This is a genomic window from Agrobacterium sp. FDAARGOS_525 (assembly GCF_003938925.1).
GTDB lineage: Bacteria > Pseudomonadota > Alphaproteobacteria > Rhizobiales > Rhizobiaceae > Agrobacterium > Agrobacterium pusense.
The window spans coordinates 212,995-229,691 of the sequence record NZ_RKIU01000004.1; the positions used below are offsets into that span (position 1 = coordinate 212,995).

At 59.7% G+C, this 16,697-nt stretch carries 12 protein-coding genes; 4 read left to right on the plus strand and 8 right to left on the minus strand.

Annotation, left to right across the window (positions count from 1 at the left end):
- The first annotated feature begins 1 nt into the window (after position 1).
- Entirely contained in the window at positions 2-3,187 is a 3,186-nt protein-coding gene (locus tag EGT36_RS17520; protein ID WP_125270708.1) for an efflux RND transporter permease subunit, read from the plus strand.
- A gap of 57 nt (positions 3,188-3,244) precedes the next feature.
- Here the strand turns inward: EGT36_RS17520 and EGT36_RS17525 are convergent, their stop codons facing one another.
- Positions 3,245-3,787, minus strand: coding sequence for an NUDIX hydrolase (locus EGT36_RS17525; RefSeq protein ID WP_125270709.1), 543 nt, complete (start codon positions 3,785-3,787; stop codon positions 3,245-3,247).
- Positions 3,788-3,900: 113 nt separating this feature from the next.
- Between EGT36_RS17525 and EGT36_RS17530 the strand changes: the two genes are divergently transcribed.
- The 3 genes from EGT36_RS17530 to ku (EGT36_RS17540) all read left to right on the plus strand — a co-directional run bounded on the left by EGT36_RS17530 (position 3,901) and on the right by ku (EGT36_RS17540) (position 6,431).
- Positions 3,901-4,545: a DUF47 domain-containing protein gene (locus tag EGT36_RS17530; protein WP_111814143.1), complete on the plus strand. Its 645-nt coding sequence runs from the start codon at positions 3,901-3,903 to the stop codon at positions 4,543-4,545.
- Positions 4,545-5,549: an inorganic phosphate transporter gene (locus tag EGT36_RS17535; RefSeq protein WP_004444749.1), complete on the plus strand. Its 1,005-nt coding sequence runs from the start codon at positions 4,545-4,547 to the stop codon at positions 5,547-5,549. Before EGT36_RS17530 ends, EGT36_RS17535 begins: the two co-directional genes overlap by 1 nt.
- Positions 5,550-5,639: 90 nt before the next feature.
- Positions 5,640-6,431: a non-homologous end joining protein Ku gene (gene ku / locus EGT36_RS17540; protein WP_125270710.1), complete on the plus strand. Its 792-nt coding sequence runs from the start codon at positions 5,640-5,642 to the stop codon at positions 6,429-6,431.
- Between the two features lie 9 nt (positions 6,432-6,440).
- On the opposite strand, the gene ligD is transcribed toward ku (EGT36_RS17540), so the two are convergent.
- The 7 genes from ligD to EGT36_RS17575 all read right to left on the minus strand — a co-directional run bounded on the left by ligD (position 6,441) and on the right by EGT36_RS17575 (position 16,659).
- Entirely contained in the window at positions 6,441-8,933 is a 2,493-nt protein-coding gene (gene ligD, locus EGT36_RS17545; RefSeq protein ID WP_125270711.1) for a DNA ligase D, read from the minus strand.
- Positions 8,884-9,765 carry a non-homologous end joining protein Ku gene (ku, locus tag EGT36_RS17550; RefSeq protein WP_286084143.1) on the minus strand — a complete coding sequence of 294 codons (882 nt, stop codon included), beginning with the start codon at positions 9,763-9,765 and terminating at the stop codon, positions 8,884-8,886. The genes ligD and ku (EGT36_RS17550) overlap by 50 nt, the downstream gene beginning before the upstream one ends.
- The gene (locus tag EGT36_RS17555; protein ID WP_125270712.1) at positions 9,762-10,049 is read right to left on the minus strand and encodes a hypothetical protein; all 288 of its coding nucleotides are present in this window, start codon (positions 10,047-10,049) and stop codon (positions 9,762-9,764) included. Before EGT36_RS17555 ends, ku (EGT36_RS17550) begins: the two co-directional genes overlap by 4 nt.
- Positions 10,050-10,090: 41 nt before the next feature.
- Complete coding sequence (locus EGT36_RS17560; RefSeq protein WP_125270713.1) at positions 10,091-10,984, minus strand: SDR family oxidoreductase; 894 nt, start codon at positions 10,982-10,984, stop codon at positions 10,091-10,093.
- A 245-nt stretch (positions 10,985-11,229) separates the two neighbouring features.
- Complete coding sequence (locus tag EGT36_RS17565; RefSeq protein WP_125270714.1) at positions 11,230-13,569, minus strand: bifunctional diguanylate cyclase/phosphodiesterase; 2,340 nt, start codon at positions 13,567-13,569, stop codon at positions 11,230-11,232.
- A 185-nt stretch (positions 13,570-13,754) separates the two neighbouring features.
- Positions 13,755-14,858, minus strand: coding sequence for a hypothetical protein (locus EGT36_RS17570; RefSeq protein ID WP_125271407.1), 1,104 nt, complete (start codon positions 14,856-14,858; stop codon positions 13,755-13,757).
- Between the two features lie 262 nt (positions 14,859-15,120).
- Positions 15,121-16,659, minus strand: coding sequence for an ABC transporter substrate-binding protein (locus EGT36_RS17575; RefSeq protein WP_286084342.1), 1,539 nt, complete (start codon positions 16,657-16,659; stop codon positions 15,121-15,123).
- Positions 16,660-16,697: the final 38 nt, after the last annotated feature.

Below are 16,697 nucleotides of genomic sequence, written 5' to 3' on the forward strand. Positions count from 1 at the left end.
CATGGTTCTGACCCGCATATCCGTTACTCATCCCGTTTTCACCACCATGATGATGGTGGCGCTGCTGGTCCTGGGCCTCTTTTCACTGCAGAGACTGGGGCTGGACCAGTATCCCAGGGTCGACGTGCCCGTGGTCGTGGTGGCCATTACCTATCCAGGCGCGACACCGGAGACGGTGGAGACCGACGTGACACGTCCGGTCGAGGAGGCCCTGAACACCGTCGGCGGTCTGGATGAAATCACCTCTACCTCCTATGAGGGGCGATCCGTCGTGGTCGCAAAATTCAAGCTGGAGGTTGAAGGCGCGACCGCCGCACAGGATGTGCGTGACAGGGTGGCGACCATTGAGGCAAGTCTGCCGGAAGACACGAAAAAGCCGGTCATCTCTCGCTTCGACCCCGCTGCGGAACCGATCCTTTCGATCGCGATCAGCTCCACGGCACTCGATGTGCCTGCCCTCACCACACTTGCCGACCAGAAGGTGTTGCGGCAACTGACCAGCGTCTCAGGCGTCGGACAGGCGACACTCGTCGGCGGCCGAAAGCGGCAGATCGATGTTGCAATGGACGAGACGCGCATGCGCGCGCTCGCGATTGGCGTCAACGAGGTGGCGAATGCGCTGCGCAGTGGCAACGGTAACAGCCCGGCAGGCAGCATCGTGGAGCCAACCTCCGAACGTACCATTCAGGTTCAGGGCCGCATCGACACCCCACAGGCACTGCTGGAGATGGTCGTGGCGCGGCGCGGCGGAGCGCCGATCCTGCTTGGCGACGTGGCAACAGTTTTCGAAGGGGCGGCCGACGCGGAAAGCCGCGCCCTTTACAACGGCCAGACGGCACTGGCGATCGATATCGTCAAGATACAGGATGCCAACACCGTTCAGGTCGTAAGGGACGTGAAGAGCCGCCTTGACGACCTCAATAGAGAACTCGCCCCGCAGAACGTGCAACTGCGCATCGTCACGGATTCGTCTATCCCGATCCGGGAATCCGTCACTCAGGTGCAGACAACCCTGATCGAGGGCGCGGCACTTGCAATCGCCATCGTTTTTCTCTTCCTCAATTCATGGCGCAGCACGGTCATTACCGGATTGACCCTGCCCGTCGCCATCATTGGCACGCTTTCAGTAATCGATTTCCTCGGCTTCACGCTCAATACGCTCAGCCTGCTGGCGCTGACGTTGTCCATCGGCATTCTGGTGGATGACGCGATCGTGGTACGCGAAAACATCACCCGCCATCTTCACATGGGCAAATCCCATATCCGCGCAGCACTTGATGGAACGAACGAGATCGGGCTTGCGGTTATCGCCACCACCGCGACCATCGTGGCAGTCTTCCTGCCGGTCGCCTTCATGGGCGGAATTGTGGGTCGGTTCTTCTACGAATTCGGCGTCACCGTCTCGGCCGCCGTGCTCATTTCCCTCTTCGTCGCCTTTACGCTCGATCCGATGCTGTCGAGCGTCTGGTACGATCCTGATTCACAGCCTGACGCGAAACGTGGGCGCATCGGTCGCCTGATTGCACGTTTTGATCATGGCTTCGGACGTTTCGCCGGCAGGTACCGACGCGTGATCGGCTGGACCCTCCGACATCGGCTCGTTACATTGCTTGCCACCATCGCCATTTTCATCGGTAGCCTCTTCATGGTGCCGCTGCTCGGCGCGGAATTCGTGCCGACCGCCGACGGGGGCCGCTTCCAGATAGCCGTTACCGCACCGGCCGGCTCTTCGCTGGATTACACCACGGTGAAGGTCCGGCAGGTCGAAAAGGCGCTCAGGCAGTTTCCAGAAGTCGAGACGCTTTATTCCACGATCAATACCGGCGGCGCCGCCGGTAAACATCGCGCCATCATTCAGGTGGCGCTCGTGCCGCTCGATATGCGGAGCAGGACGCCGCTGGCGCTTGCCGACCCGATCCGCCAACGCCTGAAGGCCATACCCGGCATTGAGTTCTCGATCCTGCAGGACGGACTTGGCGGCGAGGAAAGCCCGGTGCAGCTCAGCGTTCTCGGCGACGACAGGGAGGTACTCGACAAAATCTCATCCGCCCTGATGAAAGACATGAAGAAAATCCAGGGCCTTGTGGATGTAACCTCCAGCGCCCGCAACGTGAGACCCATCCTTTCCGTACGCCTGAAATCCGCAGCCGCGAGCGATCTCGGTGTCAGCAGGTCCGAACTCGCTGCAGCACTCTCCCCGCTCATCGGCGGCGAAGACGTATCGAAATGGACGGACAGGAACGGCAACAGCTACGACATCGTCCTGCGTCTGCCCGCCGAGCGGCGTTCCGATGTCATGGCGATCAGCGACCTCATGATCGCAACCGGACGGACCACGTCGAACGGCGCCCCCGTCATGGTGCGTCTCGATCAGGTCGCCGAGATCAACGTCGTTCCGGCACCGGCGGAAATCCGCCGTATCGACAATCGCCGCGAGGTGCTGGTCACGGCCAATATTGCCGGCCGCACGCTAGGCGATCTGACGGAAGCGTTGCAGAACCTCACAGCGCATCGCGATCTGCCGGATGGTTACCGCATACGCTTCGGCGGCGAGGCCCAAACAATGGAGGAAACCGTGGGCCATATGGTGACAGCGCTGACCATGGCGGTCATCTTCATCTACATCGTCCTTGCCTCGCAGTTCGGCAGCTTCATGCAACCACTCGCCATCATGGCATCGCTGCCGCTCTCGCTTGTCGGCGCCCTCGCCGGCCTTATGGTGGCGGGCAGTACGATCAACATGTTCTCGCTAATAGGCTTCATCATGCTGATGGGCCTCGTGACCAAGAATGGCATATTGCTGGTCGATTTCGCCAATCGTGAACGGCGGCGCGGCCTTTCGCTGAACGAGGCGCTGGAAAATGCGGGCGTGATCCGCTTCAGGCCGATCATCATGACGACGCTCGCGATGATCTTCGGCATGGTCCCTCTCGGGCTCGCCATAGGTGGGGGCGGCGCGCAGCGCGCGCCGATGGCCCATGCGGTGGTGGGCGGCCTCATCAGTTCCACCTTTCTCACCCTGATCGTCGTGCCGACCATCCTGTCCTATATCGACAGCATCAGCACGCGTTTCGCCCGACTGCTGCCGAAACCGCCGGACGAGGCGGATGAGCACGACGTGTCGGATCGACAGATGCAGTTTCTTCAGCATGAGCTTCACCTGCCAGAAGATATCCGGCAGATTTGAGCCTGTCGTTTTATGCCCACATTAGTCGTCGGTTCAGCCAGGCGATGCGGCAGATATTCATGCCCCTTCGCCCGTGCGGCCCTTCCGTTTGCCCTTTGGCCTGAAATCGACCAGCAGCGATTTCAGCTCGATATCCCTGACCCTTCTTGCCGCCTCGTCCGGGCGAACCCATTCCACCAGACGCTCGCCACGCTCCTTGAATTTGGTTTCCGCACCCGTCACTTCGATCTGAAACACGTCCACGACGCAGGGCACGACTTCGCCATTATCCAGCATCTTGAGATAGGTATAGCGGCCGACCGCTTCCTTTCTGACCCGGCCACGAACACCGGCCTCTTCCCAAGCCTCGATTGCCGCGGCCTCATGAGGCTTCTTGCGCTTCATCGGCCAGCCGCGCGGAATGATCCAGCGGCCGCTGGTGCGTGACGTGACAAGCAGGATTTCGACATTGTCATCGCCCCCGCCATATCGAAAGCACAGCGCAGCATATTGCTGCCGGAAAGCGCCTGTGAAGAGCTTTTCCGGAACCGCAGCAAGCTGCTGAAGCAATGTCAGGGGGCGGGCCGGGCGGGATTTCCGGCTTTTCTTCGTCGATTTCATATCCGTTGATAGTGCTGATTTTCCGGGTTGCATCAATGCCCCGCGTGCATTTATGACAGTTTTATGACAATTACCCCCCACAACATAAAAAGCGCCACTGAGGGCCAATTCGCATGATGAGCATTTTCCGCAAATTGATGCCGCGCGAGGATCGTTTCTTCGACCTGTTCAGCAAACATTCCGAAACCGTCATCAAAGCGGCCGAAGCCCTCGATAGCCTGTTGAGCGGCGTCGAGGTCGAAAAGAACTGCGATCTCATCGTTGCCCTCGAACATCAGGCGGACGACATCACCCGCGACGTGTTGCTTGCGGTGCGACGCAGTTTCATTACGCCCTTCGACCGCGGCGATATCAAGGACTTGATCCAGTCCATGGATGACGCCATCGACATGATGCACAAAACGGTCAAGACCATCCGCCTCTTCGAGCAGAGCGAATTCGACCCGCTGATGAAGGAGATGGGCCATGAGATCGTGCGCGCGGCGAGCCTGATCGCAGAGGCCATTCCGCTTCTCGAAAAGGTCGGCACCAATGCCCAGCGCCTGTCGTCCATCGCCGAAGAGATCACCCGCGTCGAGGGTCGCTCCGACGACCTGCACGACCAGGGACTGAAAGACCTGTTCCGCCGCCATGGCGCCGCTGGCAATGCCATGGCCTATATGATCGGCAGCGAGATCTACGGCGAACTCGAAAAGGTGGTTGACCGCTTCGAGGATGTGGCCAACGAGATCAGCGGCATCGTTATCGAGAACGTCTGATGGATGTCGCACTTGCACTGCCGCTGCTTGTCGGCCTTATCGCCATTGCACTGTTCTTCGATTTTCTGAACGGTCTTCACGACGCCGCAAATTCCATTGCCACAATTGTTTCCACCCGGGTGCTGCGGCCGCAATATGCCGTTGCGTGGGCGGCCTTCTTCAATTTCATAGCCTTCCTCTTCTTCGGCCTGCATGTGGCGGAAACGCTCGGCACCGGCATCATCGATCCGGCCATCGTATCTCCGCAGGTGATTTTCGCGGCGCTGATCGGCGCGATCGTCTGGAACATCGTCACCTGGATTTTCGGCATCCCCTCCAGTTCGTCGCACGCCTTGATCGGCGGCCTCGTTGGCGCAGGTCTGGCAAAGGTCGGCTTCAATTCCATCGTCTGGTCGGGTCTGCTGAAGACAGTCGGCGCCATCTTCATGTCGCCGGCAATCGGCTTTTTCCTCGCGCTGCTTCTGGTGCTTGCGGTATCGTGGCTTTTCGTGCGGCAGACCCCCTTTGCAGTCGATCGCACCTTCCGCGTCATGCAGTTCATCTCCGCCTCGCTATATTCGCTGGGCCACGGCGGCAATGACGCGCAGAAGACCATGGGCATCATCGCGGTTCTGCTGTTCAGCCAGGGACATCTCGGGGAGAGTTTCTACGTGCCCTTCTGGGTGGTGATTTCCTGCCAGTCTGCCATGGCGCTCGGCACCTTGTTCGGCGGCTGGCGCATCGTGCATACGATGGGTTCAAAGATCACGCGGCTCAACCCGATGCAGGGTTTCTGCGCTGAAACCGGCGGCGCATTGACGCTGTTCGGCGCCACGTGGCTCGGCATCCCGGTCTCCACCACGCACACCATCACCGGCGCCATCGTCGGCGTCGGGGCCGCACGCCGCGTCTCCGCGGTGCGTTGGGGACTGGCCGGCAACATCGTCATCGCCTGGATCGTGACCATGCCGGCAGCGGCACTGATTTCCGCTTCCGTTTACTGGCTGACATCGCTGTTCGGCTGACACTCCCCTGCCCCATCGGCCCCTCCCGGAACAAAAACCACACCGTGGCTGTTTGATCCGGGAGATCAACGGGCAAGCGGATCGCGGGAAATGGCACGTCAGGTTTTCTGGAAGGGTTATCTGAAGCTGTCGCTGGTGACGGCCTCCGTGTCGCTGACACCTGCAACGACAGAAGGAAACAAATACCGCTTCCACGTTCTCAATCGCAAGACCGGCAATCGCGTCGAAAGCCGTTATGTCGACAGCGTCACCCACCGCCCCGTTGCGGCGAAAAACCAGGTGAAGGGTTTTCCCCGTGGCGAGGACGATTATGTGCTGCTCGAGGATGACGAGATCGATGCGGTGGCGCTCGAAAGTACCCGCACCATCGATATCAAGACCTTCGTGCCAAAAGGCTCCATAGACTGGATCTGGTACGACCGACCGCACTTTCTTCGCCCGGAAGACAAGATCGGGGCCGAAGCCTTCAGCGTCATTCGCGAGGCCATGACGGCAAACAGCGTTTTCGGCATTGCCAGGCTTGTGCTCTACCGGCGGGAACGGGCCGTGCTGCTGGAACCTTCCGGCAAGGGTATCATCCTGTGGACATTGCACTACGGCGAGGAGGTGCGCGAAAGCATTGACGCTCTCGATCCGAAGATGAAACTTGAAAAGCCGCTGCTGCAGGCCATGGAAAAACGCATTTCCAGCCAGATGACGGAGTGGAAACCAACGTTGGTTCAGGACCCGATCCAGAAAAAGATCAGGTCGCTGCTCAAGAGCAAAGGCAATGAGGCGCCCGCCTCGAACAAGAAGGCCGGCACCAAGGCCCGAACCGGCGGCAACGTCATCAACATCATGGACGCCTTGAAGAAAAGCATCGCGGCCGAAAAGAAGCGCTGAGACGCTGTCTTAGCGTGCCTTTTTCGGCAAAGCCTCCGCGGCGGCAAAAAAGCCCTCCCAGGGATCTTTCTTCAATGCGGAAAGACGTGCCCCGATATTGTTGACCGTGAAGTGGGCAGGACCGATATCGGCCGTGAGTTCGGACCATTCGAGGGGGGCGGAGACCGCCGCACCCGGCCGCGCCCGGGTCGAATAAGGCGCCACCGCGGTATTGCCGCGACCGTTGCGCAGATAGTCGATGAAAATGCGGCCTTTGCGTTTTGCCTTGGTTGCGACCGAGAGATACCTGTCCGGCTCGGCCTTCGACATGTCTGCGGCCATGGCTTTGGCAAATGCCTTGACTGCCGTCCAGCCCGCCTGCGGCTTCAGCGGGGCAACCACATGAAGCCCCTTGCCGCCTGATGTCTTGACGAAAGCTGCCAGACCCGCCGCTTCAAAACGTCGCTTCAGTTCGAGCGCCGCCTCTATCACATCCTCCCAGGAGACATCCTCGGCGGGATCGATATCCATGGTGATCATATCCGGCTTTTCCCAGCTCGCGGTGGTCGCTCCCCACGGGTGGATTTCAAGCGCCGCAGACTGCACGAGCGCCATCATGCCGTCAAAATCGGTGATGCGGATCAGTGGTTCGCCGGCCTTGTCCTTGGGATCCCTGATCTGTTCGATGGCCTTGTTGATGCCGCGCCAGGCGTGTTTCTGGAAAAACCGCTGCCCTTCTATACCCTCCGGGCAGCGCAGCAGCGCCAGCGGCCTGTTTACCACGAAGGGCGCCATCTGCTTCCAGACCTGGGCATAATAATCGGCAAGACCTTCCTTCGTCACGCCGTCATCCGGCCAGTAAAGGCGGTCCGGGTGAGTGAATTGGATGGCAGACTGCGGCGGTCTGGTGTCGTTCACGGCCTTCTCCTCGCGTTCGATTTCTCGAGCAGGCTTATCCTCGCGCAGTCCTCGGAATGAGGCGTGCCGCAGATTGCCATCGCCCGACCACGCCCGGAATTCGACCTCCGCCACGAGTTCCGGTTTGACGTAGTGGAGGTCGCGACGTGCAAGCGCGGTCAGCTTTTCTCCGAAGGGGCTTTCCTTTTGCGCGAGCGGCTTCAGGCGTCCGAGCAGCATCTCAGCCACCTCGCCGGTGTAACCCGTACCGACGCGGCCCACATGGCGCAGCTTGCCCTTTTCATACACGCCGAGGGCCAGTGAACCGATGGCATGATCCGAAGTGGAAGAAACCGTATAACCACCGATGACGAATTCCTGCCGCATCGAACATTTCGATTTCACCCAATCACCCTTGCGGCCGGAGGCATATTTGCTGTCCTTGACCTTGGAGATCACCCCTTCGAGGCTGAGACGACAGGCGTGGTCAAGGACCAGCGCGCCGCTCTCCTCGAAATGTTCGCTGTAACGCAGCTGCGGATTGCCCGCCGGAAGGAGTTTTTCGAGGAGAGCCTTGCGTTCGGTGAGCGCTGCGCCGCGCAGGTCGGACCCATCGAGATACAGGAGATCGAAGGCGTAGAAGACGAAACGGTCGCTGCGCCCTTCGCTTAAATCCTGTTGCAGGGCTGAAAAGTCGGATGCGCCGCTGTCCCGTTCCACGACGATTTCACCGTCGATCAGGGCTGTTGCGGCGGGCAAGGCCTTTAACGCGCGGGCCACCGCATCCCCAAATTTCTCTGTCCAGTCCAGGCCACTACGGGTCAGAAGCTGGAGTTTGCCGTGGTCGAGCCGGACCTGCAGTCTGTATCCGTCGAACTTGATTTCGTGCAGCCAGCGATCGCCGCCAGGCGGTTTCGGCTTCAGCGTGGCAAGCGCCGGCGGCACGAAGGACGGAAGCGCCTGTTTACGCGCGCCCCTGGGCAAATCATGCGCCTGCTTCCGGCCTGAAGAGGATGCCGTGGCCTTTTTCGACACGGGTTTGGAATTCCACGTGTCCTTGGGTTTTGAAGCGACATCTTCGACGCTGCGACCGGTTTTCACCGATTCCGGCCGCTCTTCCAGAATGTCGGCACCGCCGTCGTGCCGCGCCTCGTCATCATCGCCCTTGATCAGCAGCCAGTTTTCCCGCTTTTCGCCAGGCTTTCCGTGCATACGCACGAGATGCCAGCGGCCTCTCAGCTTCTCGCCTTCCAGCTCGAATTCGAGATGGCCTTTTCGATAGCCCTTTCTGGCGTCGCCGATCGGCCGCCAGACGCCGCGATCCCAAACGATGACGGTTCCGCCACCATATTGTCCTTTTGGGATGACACCCTCGAAATCGCCATAACTGAGCGGATGGTCTTCCACGTGCACGGCAAGGCGTTTTTCTTCCGGATCAAGGCTTGGGCCTCGCGTGACCGCCCAGCTCTTCAGCACCCCATCCATTTCTAGACGAAAATCGTAATGCAGCCTGCGGGCATCATGTTTCTGGATGACGAAGCTCGAGCCTTCAACGTCGGCCTTCGTCCCTTTGGGCTCAGGGGTCTTGTCGAAGCTGCGTTTGGCGTTGTAGGTCTGCAATCCCATGGATCAGCTCGCTTTCCGCGACGTCTTGCGGCCTGACGGCTTCGCTTTTTTTTCCGGCGTCTTCCCTTGCACTGCGACGAAGCGCCTCCTTGAGATCAATCACATTGTCCTGTTTCTGCGGTGCCCGCTTGCGGATTTCCCGGCCCTCAATCTTGGCTTTCACCAGCTCCGCAAGGGCATCGTTGTAACGGTCGCTATAATCGGAGGGATCGAAGGTGCCGGCCCGCGTTTCGATGATATGCCCGGCAAGTTCCAGCATTTCGTCATCGAACTCGATGTCCGGGATGGATTTGAAGACGGTGTTCTCTGCCCGAACCTCGTAACCGAAATTCAGCGTGGTTGCGACGAGCGCCCTGCCGCTCGGCCGGATGAGGACAACGCGGTTGCGCCGGAACAGCACGGCCTCTCCGAGGGCAGCAACATTTTCGTCTTCCATCGCTCTGGCGAGAAGCGTCAGCGCCTCCTCGCCACCTTCCTGTGTCGGCGCAAGATAATAGGACCTGTCGAAATAAAGCTTGTCTATGTCGTCGCACTGGAGGAAATGCCGGATACGGATGACCTTGTCATTTTCCGGCATCAGCTTTGAGATTTCGTCACCCTCGATGACGATGTAATCGCCATTATCGCGTTCGTAGCCCTTGACCTGCTCGTCCCGGTCGACGGCCTCGCCGGTATCGCTATCCACATATTGCCGCTCCACGCGGTGGCCCGTGTTGCGGTTGACGATGTTGAAAGAAATTTTCTCCGACGAGGTCAGCGCTGAATAAAGACCGATTTCACAATTCAAATCACCAAAGACCAGATGGCCTTTCCAGCTCGCCCTCCTGTTCATGACGCCCGCCCGTGATTGTCGTTACGCGACGAGCTCCCCCCATTCCGGTCTGCGGCAAGAATGCGCTCGATGGCAGGAACGTCCGCTTCCGCAAGAACCGGCACAGGGTCGGAGGCCATGGCTTCCAGCACTTCAGGGGAAAGGCCGCCATTGCGAATGACCCATTCCATGGCCTCTCTCGTCTGCCTTTCCGCCTTCAGCTGCGCGTAAAGGGCCAATATCAGCCGGTCGCGTACATCGAAGGGTTTTGCGTCCGTTTGTGAACGTCGTTCGTGCCTTTTCATGTCTGCTCCTCGACCAGCCAGCTGGCGACAAAGTCATTGTCTCAGGCAATACCCTTGCCGCCGGTCACGCCGTAAACCTCACCATTGATAAAACTGCCGTCCTGCGATGCGAGCAGGACATAGACCGGCGCAAGCTCCACCGGCTGGCCGGGGCGGCCAAAATCGCTATCCTTGCCAAAATTGCGCACCTTTTCGGTGGGCTGGCCGCCGCTCGGTTGCAGCGCCGTCCAGAACGGGCCCGGTGCGACAGCGTTGGCGCGCACACCCTTGTCTATCAGCTGCTTCGCGAGCGCTTTGGTGTAGGCCACGATGCCCGCTTTTGTGGTCGCATAATCCAAGAGGATTGCAGAAGGCTCGTAGGCCTGTATCGAGGCCGTGGTGATAACGGAAGCGCCTGGCTTGAGATGCGGAACGGCGGCCTGCGCAATCCAGTGAAGAGCATAGAGATTGGTCTTCATCGTGCGGTCGAAATCCTCGGTCGACAGTTCCTCGATATTCTCGCGATATTGCTGTCTTGCGGCATTGATTACCAGAATATCCAGGCCGTTGAGATCGCCAGCCGCTTTTTCGACCAGTTCGCGACACCAGCCTTCATCGGTAATGTCGCCGGGTAACGCCACCGCCAGACGGCCTTCCGCCTCGACAAGCGCGACCACCTCCTCGGCGTCGGATTCCTCTTCAGGAAGGTAGGAGATCGCGACATCCGCTCCTTCTCGTGCGAAAGCGATTGCCACCGCACGGCCGATGCCGGAATCGCCGCCCGTTATCAGCGCCTTGCGACCGGCGAGCTTGCCCGAGCCCCTGTAGGTCTTCTCCCCATGATCCGGCAGGGGCGTCATGTTGGTCACGAGACCCGGCATCTCCTGCTCCGGCGTCGAAAAAGGCGGGCGCGGATACTGGCTGCGCGGATCCTGGGGCTCGAGGCGGTCTGTCATTGCGGGCTCTCCCAATAAAAGGTTGCATTCGTCGCGCTCGGCCCGGGAAAAGCTGATCCGACAGCTTTGTCCGAGCGGTTGACCGGCGCCGGAAGTGGCACGGACAACACGGCGCGCCACACGCAATCCTAACGATCTGCGCAGGCTCTCGTTCCATGAAATAAGGCTGGGAGGATGAACGGCCTAGCGTGGATGGCCGACATAGAGATGGCCGGCAGCGCCCCCCACGCGCTGCCGCGCCTTCCTCAAACGGTATATTTCTTCCGGGTGGTTGTGCCCGCGGCCTGTGCCGGCGCCACATCCGGCTTGCCAAAGAGATAGCCCTGAGCCTGCGCGCATCCTTCATCGACAACCATGCGATATTGCGCATCGGTTTCGATTCCTTCCGCCGTTACCGGCAGATCGAGGCTGCGGCCAAGGCCGATAACTGCGCGCACGATGGCGCGGGCATTGTCGTCATCGCTCATGGCGGCAATGAAGCTGCGGTCGATCTTGATCTTGTCGAAAGGGAAGCTCTGCAGGTTGCTGAGCGAAGAATAACCCGTACCGAAATCGTCCATGACAATGGCAACGCCAAGCGCCTTGAGCTGGGTCAGAATTGTCAGCGTCGCCTTTCGGTCTTTCAGCAGGGCAGCTTCGGTGATCTCCAGTTCCAGCCGGTTGGGCGAAAGGCCGGTCTGCATCAGGATGGTGCAAACGACATGGCCCAGATTGGCCAGGGAAAATTGCAGCGGCGACACATTGACCGCGATTTTCAGATGCGGCGCCCAGGTGTTCGCCTGACGGCAGGCCTCGCGCAGCACCCATTCGCCGAGCGAGATGATAATACCACTTTCCTCGGCGATCGGGATGAACACGTCCGGCGGCACCACGCCTCTTGTGGGGTGCTGCCAGCGTACCAGCGCCTCATAACCGACGACCTCACCGCATTCGACGGAAAGGACCGGCTGGTAATTCAGCACGAGTTCATCACGATTGATTGCCAGCCTGAGATCCGTCTCGAGCTGGCGACGCTCGCGCGCCTCCTGATCCATCAGTGGGTCATAAAAGGCCAATATGCCACGGCCGCCCATCTTGGCGCGATAAAGCGCGAGATCGGCGGCATGCAGGATACTCTCGTCATCCTTTCCGTCGCGCGGAAAGACGGCAATACCGATGCTGACACCGACGGCGGTCGGATCGTTGGCGGCATTCATTTTCAGGGCGAACATGGCGAGGATCGTCTCGGCAAGCAGGCGCGCTTCTTCCGCCCTGGTATGCCGCGCGGTCAGAATGACGAACTCATCACCACCGAGCCGGGCGACCACATCTCCAGATCTCGCGCATTCATCGAGAATCGCCGCGACTTTCTTGAGTACCCTGTCGCCTTCGGCGTGGCCGAATATATCGTTGACCGCCTTGAAGCGGTCGAGATCGAGCGCCAGCAGCGCAAATTCGTCGCCCTCGCCGCAATGCTCGATCTGCTGGCGCAGCCGCGTCTGGAACATGGTGCGATTGGAAAGGCCGGTCAGCACATCGTGGCGGGCAAGATATTCGATCTCCCGCTGCGCCTCACGCTTCTCCGTCAGGTCGCGGATTGCCATGACCTCGCAGGGACGACCTCGGTATTCGATGGTGCGCACGGCGAGTTCGAACACCTGCGCGCGGTCGGCGCGCTCACGTATGGCCTCTACGGGCGCATTACGGGGTACATAGGCGGGTTGCCCATCCGTGGCCCGGAAAAGTTCATCGGGATTCTTTCCGACCAGCGACGTTTCATCGCGCCCCAGCAGGCCTGCGAAACGCGTATTCAGCTCGACGATGCGGCCATCGCGCACGACCGCAAGGCCGTCCAGTGTCGCGTCGACGAGACCCTTGAGGTCGACGAGATACCGGTCCACGAGCGCCGCGGTCGCGGTTGCGGAAAGGATCAGGAATGTCACGCCGGAAACCGCGCCGATCATGATCAGCCGGCCGAGATTGTCGGGGTCTGGTCCGGAAATGGACGGATCGGGCGAGAGAACGGTGGCCGACACGGCAGTGAAATGCAGCGCGCAGATTGCAAGGATCGACGCGGCGGCGGGAAAAACGATACGCTTCCAGGAGCCGAGGCGGTGAAACAGCCAGGAGGACAGAAGAAAAAACGCCCAGGCGACGGCAAAACCGCCAAGAACAGCCCCCCAATCGTAGCTGACCGTGGCGGCGACATCTATTCCCGCCATTCCGACGAAATGCATGACGGCAACGGAGAGCGTCACCAGGGTGGCGGCGATGACCGGGCCGAAAATTGCCTGCGTGCGGGCGGTAAGCGCCAGCCAGAAGCCGAGTACGGCAAGAACCGCCGAAAGCGCGGTGAAGTAAAAATCGAAGCCGATGGGAACAGCGCCCTTATAGGCAAGCATGGCGACAAAATGGGTGGCCCAGACACTGAGCCCCGCCGCGAAGGCGGCAACTAGGACCCAATAGGGCTTTCGGCTGGAGGGACTTTCCTCAGCGCGCAACAAGAGGTGAAAAAAGGCGAGCATTCCCAGCAGACAGATCAATGCCGCAAGAAGCACGATCTCCCGATCGTGTTGGACGGCAACGCATTCCAGCACCGTGAACATGATGCACTCTCCCAGCCTCTGAAGAACCGCTCACGATGGCACTATGAAAGTGGTTTATTTATAAATCTCTAATGCAACTACTGATAACGACCTCTTCTCGTCCAGAATCCTGAGTAGAGTCCGGGCCGGTGTGCCAGGCTGTAACGCTTTTGGCAAACCGACCCGACGGTAAAAAGGAAAACCCTTTATTTCCAGCTTTGATAATCCGCAGCGGCGCAGCCAAACGGAGCCCGGCCGTCAGAGAAGCGTTCTTGCAGGCGAGCGCAGCCCCACTCGTTGAGTGCCGCCGGCAGCATGTTGTTGATGTCCATGCCGGGGGAGTTGAATTGCGACGGAGCGCTTGTGACATACCAAAGCCAGTAGCCCATGACCGCCACGATGATGACGGCGAGAATGGCGACGAAAGTCCCGAGCCTACGCAAGAGGCCGGGTCCCTTGTTCATCGACGCGGCCTGGGCGGCGGCAGCCTCCTGTGTCTCGTGCGCGACCATCGGGGCAAGCGATGCGAGAGCTTCCGCGCGCTCCTGTTCCGTCAGGTCGATCCGCTCCAGCTGATCGTCAAGCAGGACAGGCAAGGCGCCGTTACCATGCAGGACTGCAAGCGCCACATCCTGTTTGCCGGTATTGCCGATGACAACGGGAATGCGACCCCGTTCCAGGTGCGTGAAGGATTGCCGCTTGGTTTTATCGTCTCTGACCGTATCGGCATAGGTCACGAAAAGACGGCTGCGTTTTTCTGCAACGGCCGTCAGCGCCACCGGAATAACGGTCAAGGGCGCCGGGTTGCGTAGCTGCAGGCGGACCCGCAGCATACGGACAAGTGTGAACAGCATGGCGAGACTGCCGAAACCAAGCAGAAAGACGAACACGCCGAGTGTGATGATGCGGTTCCAGAGCATGTCCAGACCCAGCGAAATCGTTGCGAGTTCCGGGTTCTTCGCGGAGATGACCAGCCCGGTTTCGTAATCGCAGGAATGGAGATCGACGAACATGACCTCGACATCCTTCTTGTAGCTCACGCCCGCATGGTCGTAGGAAAGATTGGCCTTGCAGGTCGTGAAGATCGCCTTGCGTGTCTTGCAGCTGCCGCTGATATCGCCGTTTTCAATCTCCAGCGGATCCTGGCTGATCTTGTAGTCACGCACGACACCCGGGCCTTCGGCTACCAGCATGACAATCGTGATTACGAGAAGCACGGGAACGGAGAAATAATAGGCTGCCGGCACCGAAATGACGCCACGTTTGAGGCTGAGTGGCCGAGACGGAAGTTTTATCTGTGCAAGGTTCATAGTCGTCAACGCATTCTTCGGGAGGTAGGTGAGCGGAGTTCGCGACTCTCGCCCGACGGAAGGAAAAGTTGCCGCACGGTCTAAACCGATGAAGTCCTTGAGAAAACCCCCTGAAATTACGGGATGGCGCACGACTATCTCCCGTACCGGCGCTGTATGCCTGGTCAATGTGCGGGAGAAGACTCTGGCGCATTGGCCCAGTCACGCATAAAAACGGGCGGTAAAACCGCCCGTCACCTGTTTCGCAAACTATGCTTTGCCGTCAGTCCTTCGTGACCTTTTCAAGCCGGGTCGTCTGGCTGGGGTGGCCCACATAATCCTTGACGCGTGCATTCAGCACGATCGGCTCGAATCTCTCGAACATCGGCAGCACCGCCGGCTTCTGCGCGACGAACATTTCCTGCATCTGGGTGTAGATTTCCCCGCGCTTCTTGGCATCAGGCTCGAGTGACGCCTTTGCCGTGAGCGCGGTCAGTTCCGGAATATCCCAGGCCGAGCGCCAGACGAAATTGCCGGCGTTATTGGCGGCAAGCGAGTTGTCCGGGTTGCTGGAGAACTGCTCCATCGAGCCCAGAACATTCGGCATGTAGGCTCCGGTCTGCGGGATGAGCAGATCAAAATCCCGCGCGCGGTGCGCGGCAATCACGTCCGAGCCGTTACCCTGCTGGATATTGACCTTGATACCAATCTGGCTGAGCGTGGCCTGGATCGCGGTGGCGAGGTCGATGCGCGGCGTCTGCGCGATCGTCTTCAGATTGAGCGTGAAACCGTTCTCGTAGCCGGCCTCCTTGAGGAGCGCTTTTCCCTTCTCCACGTCGAGCTTCCAATCCGGGCTCGGAATGGCATATTCGAAATTCTCTGGTACCGGCACCGTGCGCGCCCGCCCGTAGGGACCCATGATGGTTTTTTCCATGCCCTTGTAGTCGATGCCGTAGGCGATCGCTTCGCGGACCTTGGGGTTGGACAGGGGCTCCTTGCCGGCATTCATGGACAGGACGTAAAAACCGCCCGTCGGCACACGCTGGATCTGGAAACCGTCCTTGTTGTTGAAGGTCGCAAGATCCGCAGCCGTCAGCGCGCTGGCGATGTCGATATCACCGCGCTCCAGCATCAGGCGTTCAACCTGGCTTTCCGGCACATGCCGCACGATGACGCGGCGCATTTTGGGGCTGCCGGCCACATAGTCCTTATTCGCCTCCAGAATGATGATCTCATTCGGCGACCAGCGGTTGAGGGTGAACGGGCCGGAGCCGGCCGAATTTGTTCTCAGCCAGGCATTCCCCCAGTCACCATTGACCTCGTGGGACTTCAGTTCCTTGCTGTCGACCACGCTGGCAATGACCATGGCGAGGCGATAGAGCAGCAATTCCGAAGTCGTTTCACCCGAAAGATCGACGCGAACCGTTTTTTCATCCGGAGCACTTACCAGCTTGTCGATGTTGTCGGCATTGTAGCCCACGCGCTTGAGGTTCGCTGCGGCTGCCTGGTTCATCTTCAGAAGGCGGCTGAGCGAATAAACCACATCGGCCGAGGTCACCGGGTTACCGGAGGCGAAATTCGCCTCGCGAAGATGAAAGGTGATGCCTTTCTCATCCGTTTCCCAGCGCTCGGCGAGCTGCGGCGAAACCTTGCCGGAACCGTCCACCGAGATCAGGCGATCATAAAGATTGGCCATGATTTCGTTGGCTTTTGCCTCGGTGGCCTGATGGGGGTCGAGTGACAGCACCTGGGCCAGCGACGTGCCGATAACCAGCTGGTCGTTGGGGGTTTTGGCCGCGACGGGCGATCCCTGCACGAGCATAGCGCCAAGAACGGTGGTGAATGCGAGACGGATCATTG

What these genes read in the sequence shown, in the direction of transcription:
- EGT36_RS17570 (WP_125271407.1), bottom strand. Translation starts at nt 14,858, where the DNA reads ATGAACCTTGCACAGATAAAACTTCCGTCTCGGCCACTCAGCCTCAAA.
- EGT36_RS17530 (WP_111814143.1), top strand. Translation starts at nt 3,901, where the DNA reads ATGATGAGCATTTTCCGCAAATTGATGCCGCGCGAGGATCGTTTCTTC.
- EGT36_RS17575 (WP_286084342.1), bottom strand. Translation starts at nt 16,659, where the DNA reads ATGCTCGTGCAGGGATCGCCCGTCGCGGCCAAAACCCCCAACGACCAG.
- ligD (WP_125270711.1), bottom strand. Translation starts at nt 8,933, where the DNA reads ATGGGATTGCAGACCTACAACGCCAAACGCAGCTTCGACAAGACCCCT.
- ku (WP_125270710.1), top strand. Translation starts at nt 5,640, where the DNA reads ATGGCACGTCAGGTTTTCTGGAAGGGTTATCTGAAGCTGTCGCTGGTG.
- EGT36_RS17555 (WP_125270712.1), bottom strand. Translation starts at nt 10,049, where the DNA reads ATGAAAAGGCACGAACGACGTTCACAAACGGACGCAAAACCCTTCGAT.
- EGT36_RS17560 (WP_125270713.1), bottom strand. Translation starts at nt 10,984, where the DNA reads ATGACAGACCGCCTCGAGCCCCAGGATCCGCGCAGCCAGTATCCGCGC.
- EGT36_RS17520 (WP_125270708.1), top strand. Translation starts at nt 2, where the DNA reads ATGGTTCTGACCCGCATATCCGTTACTCATCCCGTTTTCACCACCATG.
- EGT36_RS17565 (WP_125270714.1), bottom strand. Translation starts at nt 13,569, where the DNA reads ATGTTCACGGTGCTGGAATGCGTTGCCGTCCAACACGATCGGGAGATC.
- ku (WP_286084143.1), bottom strand. Translation starts at nt 9,765, where the DNA reads ATGAACAGGAGGGCGAGCTGGAAAGGCCATCTGGTCTTTGGTGATTTG.
- EGT36_RS17535 (WP_004444749.1), top strand. Translation starts at nt 4,545, where the DNA reads ATGGATGTCGCACTTGCACTGCCGCTGCTTGTCGGCCTTATCGCCATT.
- EGT36_RS17525 (WP_125270709.1), bottom strand. Translation starts at nt 3,787, where the DNA reads ATGAAATCGACGAAGAAAAGCCGGAAATCCCGCCCGGCCCGCCCCCTG.